Origin of the sequence: Apibacter adventoris, from assembly GCF_002964975.1 — a bacterium.
Lineage (GTDB): Bacteria > Bacteroidota > Bacteroidia > Flavobacteriales > Weeksellaceae > Apibacter > Apibacter adventoris.
Genome location: NZ_PSZM01000037.1, coordinates 99,659 through 107,090 on the forward strand (window position 1 = coordinate 99,659; position 7,432 = coordinate 107,090).

Sequence of the window (7,432 nt, forward strand, 5' to 3'; positions counted from 1 at the left end):
ATTATTGTTTTTCATTTTAATTGCTAATACATAATTATGCTATAAAAATAAACAAACATAAAAAATTGGACTAACAAATATTAGCTGTGAAATTATGATTAAGTATATCAATTGTACATACACTGATTTGAAAAGAAACGTAAATCAAAAAAAGCAGATATATTAATATTAGGGATTATAATAAGTGAAAACCATTCTTGTTTTTATATTTTATTTGCTTAAATGGCTTCTTACAAATTTTATTTCATCATAAGAAAAATCGTCTCCTAAAGCTTCCTTTATTTTTTTTAATTCAGGGTTATCAAATTTATTAATTACATTTTCAATTAATGCATACTTATCTTTATTAACAAAATCATAAACAGAAATTTTATTTTTAGATATAAGTTTAGAAATGTGATTGCTTATTGTAGATACTGCCAAATTACGTTCTTTAGCAATTTGAGCCATATTTTTTCCTTCTTGTAAAAGTTGGTAAGTAATATTTACAGTATTGTCAGTATTTATATGAGATATATTTCCTTCATCAGAAATAAAATTACTTTCTTTATATGTTAGCCTTTGATCGATAAGAAAAGTTAAAAGAATAGATTTTATTTTTAATTTTATGTTTCCTTCAAAATCATTAACTAGTTTAAGATATTGAGTAATTCGAGATTTCTTTTTATATTCCAAATAATGGGTAATAACAGGTTTCCATGTTTTTTGAAAAAGTTCTTCTGCAAAATATTCTACAGCCTTAGATGCCCGCTTTTGAATTTTATCCCAATGTTCATTTTTATCAAAAGTATTTTCATATAATTGGGCGAGTAAAGTATTTCTGAATTTTTTATTAATTAATTGAAGGGAATGTAGGCATTCATCTATAGAAGTAATTAATTCCAATACTTGTTGTTTTTCCGGAATATTTTTCTCAATAGTTTTTTTTCTCCATTCTTGTAAATCTAAAATTAGATTTTGAATATTTAAAGATTTAAAGAGAGATTCAAGTCCAAAAATATACTTTTCTTCATTCAAAATGTTTTCCAGTTCGCGAACATTCCACATTTGCTTTTGAAATTCATTGATCTTATCATCCTGAATAATATTATGATTATGAATTATAGATTTTAATATTATTCCTTCAAGAGTTCTACATCGGCTTAGAGCTACATATACTTGTCCCGAAGCAAAAGATTTTCCTGCATCAATAATAACTTTATCAAAAGTTAATCCTTGACTTTTATGGATAGTAACGGCCCATGCCAAACGGATAGGATATTGCGAAAAAGAACCTAATTCTTCTTCAGTTATTTTTCCGTTTTCTTTATTTAGAGTATATTTTATATTTTTCCAAACTTCATGTTCAAGTAATAAAAGTTCTTTTTGATTTTCAAAACGAACATAAATATCGGAATCTTCTATTTTTTCAATTAAACCAATTTTCCCATTAAAATATCTTTTATTTCCAGAACTATCATTTCTGATGAACATGATTTGGGAACCTTCTTTTAAAACTAGCTCAATTTCTGTAGGATAAGAATTCTCAGGAAAAGTTCCTTCTATTATAGCTTCAAAAAACTTAATAGGTTTATTTAGTTTTTCTAATGCTTTTTGGTTAATTGAGTCAGCAATATAATTATGTGTAGTTAAGGTAATATAGCCAGATTCTTTTGGAATAAAATCAGGATTATACCTTTCATGTAATAATTCAAAATCAATGGAATCAAAATCTTGGTATCTTACCGCATTAAGTAAATCAATAAAAATAGGGTCTTCCTGTCTGTAAACTTTTTTAAATTCAATACAAACAGGAGGATTATCTTTTAAAATTAATGCATCAAAGAAAAAAAGACTTTTATAATAATTTTTTAAAATATTCCATTGTACTTCCTTAATAACAGGGGGCAATTGATACATATCTCCTATCATAATTATTTGTACACCCCCAAAAGGAGAAGGGTTTCTTCTAGTGTGCTGTAAAGCCCAGTTAATGGCATCTAAAATATCAGCCCTTAGCATAGATACTTCATCAATAATCAAAAGATCTAATTCTAATAGCAACTTTTGTTTGTCCTTATTATACCTGAAATGTTGGTGGAGTTCACCTTTGGTTATAGCAATATTTCGGTCTATCCAATTATCATCAGAAGGAATAAAACTGGTAAGAGGAAAACCGAATAATGAATGAATGGTAACCCCTCCGGCATTAATTGCAGCTACACCTGTTGGAGCAACAACAATGGAACGTTTTTGAGTTTTTTCCTTTAATTCCTTTAAAAAAGTTGTTTTTCCAGTTCCGGCTTTTCCTGTGATAAATAAATTTTTATTAGTAAAATTAGCTAAATCAAAAGCAAGTTTTTGTTCAATATTCGTAATAGATTTCGGAATGCTTTCCATTTAACTATGAATTTTTTACAAAGGTAGAGCAATTGATTAAAAAAATCAAAAAAGTAAGAAAACCATTTTTATCGAAACTTATATTCTTAAAAAAAGTGATTCTATTAAAATAGGAAATGTATAATTCCTTAGTTTTTTATATAGATTGTAAATTTCCATAAGAATTTTTGAGAAAACTCTTATGGACACATAAATAATAAATACACAAAATATTTAATAACTTAAAGATTATAAGATATTTGCGAAAAGAATAGAAAAATAAAAGAAAATATAATTAGACAAATTGGGAAAACTAAATTCTAATTTAGAAATAGTAAAGTTTATCTACTTTTAAAAAATATATTATATAGTGTTGTAAACTACTTTTTAATACAATAGATTTAAAGGATAGTTAAATATTATTATAACTTTGTTTCAGTTTAATGTGTACATCTCTAAAAATGATAAATAAAATAGTAGAAGGATTTTCCAAACTAAATAAAGAAGAAAAAATTAACTGGTTGGTAGATAATTATACCAATAATCCCCAAACAATAAAAAAAATACTGACCCAATATTGGAATGAAGATTCTGAAATACAAAAGCTTCATGAAGAATTTTCTGAAAACACTATTTCAAATTTTTATATGCCTTTTGGGATTGCTCCCAATTTTCTTATAAATGGAAGTATATATGCCATTCCAATGGTTATAGAAGAAAGTTCTGTTGTAGCTGCAGCTTCAAAATCAGCAAAATTTTGGTTAGAACGAGGGGGATTCAAAACAAAAATATTAGGGAATTTAAAATTAGGGCATGTTCATTTTTTATATAAAGGAGATAAATCTAAATTAAATAACTGGTTCTCAAATTATTTAAAAAATATATTATTAATAGAAACAGAAGAGATCACAAAAAACATGCGTAATCGGGGAGGAGGTATTACTAATATTGAATTACTAGATAAAACCAATGACCTTAATGATTATTTTCAAATTCAGGTAACATTTGATACACAAGATAGTATGGGGGCAAACTTTATAAATTCCTGTCTGGAACAAATGTCTAGGATTATAATAGAACAAATTCAGAGATCAGAAATGTTTACCCAAATTGAGAAAGAATCTTTGCAGATAGTCATGTCGATACTTTCGAATTATACCCCAAATTGTATTGCTAGAGCAGAAGTAAGTTGTAAAATAGAAGATTTAGGAGATGAAAATGGTATATCATCTGAAGATTTTGCATGGAAATTTGAACAAGCTATTTGTATAGCGGAAGTAGATCCATTTAGAGCGGCTACACATAATAAAGGAATAATGAACGGAGTAGATTCTGTAGTAATAGCAACAGGAAATGATTTTAGAGCTGTTGAAGCATGTGTACATACCTATGCATCAAGAACTGGAAAATATAAAAGTTTAACCCATTGTTACATAGAAAATGGAAAATTTCATTATTGGATAGATCTTCCGCTTGCAATAGGTATCGTAGGAGGATTAACCCAATTACATCCTTTAGTTATTGCTTCACTACAAATACTGGGTAATCCTTCGGCAGAAAAGTTAATGCAAATTATTGCAGTTGCAGGATTAGCTCAAAACTTTGCCGCAATCCGATCTTTAATAACATCAGGAATACAAAAAGGGCACATGAAAATGCATTTACTAAATATTTTGAATCAATTAGGAGCCACAGAGCAAGAAAAACAATATTTAGTAAATTATTTTAAAGATAAAACCGTTTCCTATCACCAAGTTATTTCAGAATTTAATAAATTAAAAAAACAATAATAAAATATAAACATATGAAAAAGACTTTACTATGCCTTTGTCTTATATTTTTAACCCTTATTCCTGCTAAAGCAGATGAAGGAATGTGGTTAATGATGCTTATAAAAAGATTGAATTACATAGATATGCAAGAGGAAGGGCTCAAATTGACACCCGAAGAAATATATAGCGTTAACAATTCCAGTCTAAAAGATGCAATTGTTAGCTTTGGTGGATTCTGTACAGGAGAAATTATTTCGAATCAAGGATTAGTTCTTACCAATCACCACTGTGGATATTCAAATATAGCTGAATTATCCACACCGGAAAATGATTATTTAAAAAATGGATATTGGGCTAAAAATACACAACAGGAATTACCTGCCAAAAATTTATTTGTACGTTTTTTAGTAAAAATGGGTGATGTATCAGAAAGAATCAATAATTTATTGAAAAAAGCTAAAACAGAAAAAGAAAGAGCAGAAATAATTAAATCTGAATCAGATAAAATAGAAAAAGAAAACAATTCGGATAATAAATATACAGTTGTTGTAAAATCTTTCTTTCATGGAAATGAATTTTATTATTTCGTATATCAGGATTATAAAGATATACGTTTTGTGGGAGCGCCTCCTTCCTCTATAGGTAAGTTTGGAGGAGATACAGATAATTGGGAATGGCCCAGACACACAGGAGATTTTTCAATGTTTAGAATTTATGCAGATAAAAATGGAGATCCGGCAGAATATTCTAATGAAAATATTCCATATACGCCAAAACATTCTTTAACTTTAAACATAGGAGGTGTAAAGCCCGGAGACTTCACAATGGTTATAGGTTATCCGGGAACAACCAGCAGATATTTATCTTCTTATGGAATTCAACAATTGATATCTTATGAATATCCACCGTTTATTGAAGCTTCCAAAAAAGCTATGGATGTTCTTAAAAAACATATGGATGGAGATAAAGCTATTCAATTAAATTATGCAGGAAAATATGCAAGTTTAGCTAATTATTGGAAGAATAGAATAGGAATGATAGAAGCTATAAATAAAAATAAAGTAATTGAAGATAAAATAGAAAAAGAAAAACAATTTGCCCAATGGTCAGAAAAAACAAATTATAAAAATGTATTATCAGACCTAGAGAACTATTACAAACAAACAAACAATACAATAAGAGAAAGAATGTATTTGTTTGGTGTAATGAGATCCAGTTCATATGCAGTTATACCCTCAAAACTAGGAGATATGCTAAAGACCTATACAGAACAAAATGAAATGGGTAGAGAAGCAATGAAATCCAAGTTAATAGAATCAGTTAATTCCATGTATCAAAAAATATATCCAGAAGTAGAAAAAGATTTGTTAGAAGAATTAATTGGATTGTATATAATAAAAGTAAATATAGACAACTTGCCACAATCTATACGAAATCATATATTAAAAGAAACTGAATTTAAAACTTTGGCTAATAATTCAATATTTGAATCCAAAGAAAAAATAATAAATTACATTAATAACCCAAACAAAAAACTAATTGACGAAGATCCCTTATATATATTATCTAAAGATCTAATATCATTATATATGCAAAAAGATTCTAAAAATAAAAGATTAGAGGATAATTTTAATCAAGCACAAAGATTATATATTAAAGGATTAGAAAAAACTTTTCCAAATGTTAAATTTTATCCGGATGCCAATTCCACAATGAGATTGACTTATGGGACCGTGAAGACCTTACAAGATAATCCGCAAAAACCCAATGATGCAAAATTAAACTATTACACAACCTTAAAAGGTATGATAGCCAAATATAAAAAAGATGATGCCGAATTTGATTTGCCACAAAAACTAATTGATTTGTATAATGCCAAAGATTATGGGGAATATGCCAATGAAAATGGAGAATTACCTATAGATTTTCTTTCTAATAACGATATTACAGGAGGAAATTCAGGTTCCCCAATAATTAATGGAAAAGGAGAATTAATAGGATTGGCCTTTGATGGTAATTGGGAAGCAATGAGCGGAAACATACAGTTTGATAACGAACTTCAAAGATGTATTAATACAGACATTCGTTTTGTATTGTTTATAATAGAGAAATATTATGGGTCAACAGAAACATTAAAAGAGATAAAGACAATAAAATAAGAGGCAAAAGAACGAGAGAGATAAGACGAGCGCGCGAGAGAATAGAAAAGAATAATAACAACCGGATAAATAAAAAGAGAGAGAAAGGAGGGGTAAAATAGATAAACGAGGAAAATGAGCGAAAAAAAGTAAAAAAAAGTGTGATAAAAAAATAGAATATAAAATATTGATAAATAAAGATATAGTGATAAGGAGTTAGAGGATGAATAAAAAAATATCAAAAAAAGTTTTGTAAAAATTTGTGAGGGAATAAAAAGTATGTATCTTTGCACCCGCAACTCAGGAACAGAGGAAAAGAGAAGTAAGGAGAGGAGCGAAAACGAACAGATCATTGACATAAAAATTTTAAGATAAAAAGTAGCAAAAACGACTTGGGAAAGCTCTATTAAGAATTAGGGTGCAGGAAAAAACTTTTGTAAGATTAAAAGAATTACAATGGAGAGTTTGATCCTGGCTCAGGATGAACGCTAGCGGGAGGCCTAACACATGCAAGCCGAGGGGTATTTTGGAGCTTGCTTCAAGAGAGACCGGCGTACGGGTGCGTAACGCGTATGTAACTTACCTATATCACGGGGATAGCCCGGGGAAACTCGGATTAATACCGGATAACATATGATGTAGCCTTACATTGTATTAAAAGATTTATCGGATATAGATAGGCATGCGTAGGATTAGTTAGTTGGTAAGGTAACGGCTTACCAAGGCAATGATCCTTAGGGGGCCTGAGAGGGTGAACCCCCACACTGGAACTGAGACACGGACCAGACTCCTACGGGAGGCAGCAGTGAGGAATATTGGACAATGGGTGAGAGCCTGATCCAGCCATCCCGCGTGAAGGACGACAGCCCTATGGGTTTTAAACTTCTTTTGTATGGGAATAAACCACATTACGCGTAATGTGCTGAAGGTACCATACGAATAAGCATCGGCTAACTCCGTGCCAGCAGCCGCGGTAATACGGAGGATGCGAGCGTTATCCGGATTTATTGGGTTTAAAGGGTCCGTAGGCGGATTTGTAAGTCAGTGGTGAAATCCTACAGCTTAACTGTAGAACTGCCATAGATACTGCGAGTCTTGAATAGTATTGAAGTAGCTGGAATGTGTAGTGTAGCGGTGAAATGCATAGATATTACACAGAACACC

3 protein-coding genes and 1 rRNA gene are annotated in these 7,432 nt (G+C 29.8%); 3 read left to right on the forward strand and 1 reads right to left on the reverse strand.

The genetic code is table 11. The features are described from left to right. Window positions 1-210: 210 nt before the first annotated feature. Window positions 211-2,379: a helix-turn-helix domain-containing protein gene (locus C4S77_RS06645; protein ID WP_105246894.1), complete on the reverse strand. Its 2,169-nt coding sequence runs from the start codon at window positions 2,377-2,379 to the stop codon at window positions 211-213. 440 nt (window positions 2,380-2,819) lie between these two features. Between C4S77_RS06645 and C4S77_RS06650 the strand changes: the two genes are divergently transcribed. From C4S77_RS06650 to C4S77_RS06660, 3 genes are all read left to right on the forward strand, one after another. Beyond that, window positions 2,820-4,148, forward strand: coding sequence for a hydroxymethylglutaryl-CoA reductase, degradative (locus tag C4S77_RS06650; RefSeq protein ID WP_105246895.1), 1,329 nt, complete (start codon window positions 2,820-2,822; stop codon window positions 4,146-4,148). 14 nt (window positions 4,149-4,162) lie between these two features. After that, the gene (locus C4S77_RS06655) at window positions 4,163-6,289 is read left to right on the forward strand and encodes a S46 family peptidase (protein ID WP_105246896.1); all 2,127 of its coding nucleotides are present in this window, start codon (window positions 4,163-4,165) and stop codon (window positions 6,287-6,289) included. Window positions 6,290-6,721: 432 nt separating this feature from the next. Beyond that, window positions 6,722-7,432: ribosomal RNA gene (locus tag C4S77_RS06660) — 16S ribosomal RNA — on the forward strand; the annotation flags it as partial.

Excerpts from the sequence above, each read along its gene's own strand:
- C4S77_RS06645 (WP_105246894.1), bottom strand. The coding sequence starts at position 2,379 with ATGGAAAGCATTCCGAAATCTATTACGAATATTGAACAAAAACTTGCT.
- C4S77_RS06650 (WP_105246895.1), top strand. The coding sequence starts at position 2,820 with ATGATAAATAAAATAGTAGAAGGATTTTCCAAACTAAATAAAGAAGAA.
- C4S77_RS06655 (WP_105246896.1), top strand. The coding sequence starts at position 4,163 with ATGAAAAAGACTTTACTATGCCTTTGTCTTATATTTTTAACCCTTATT.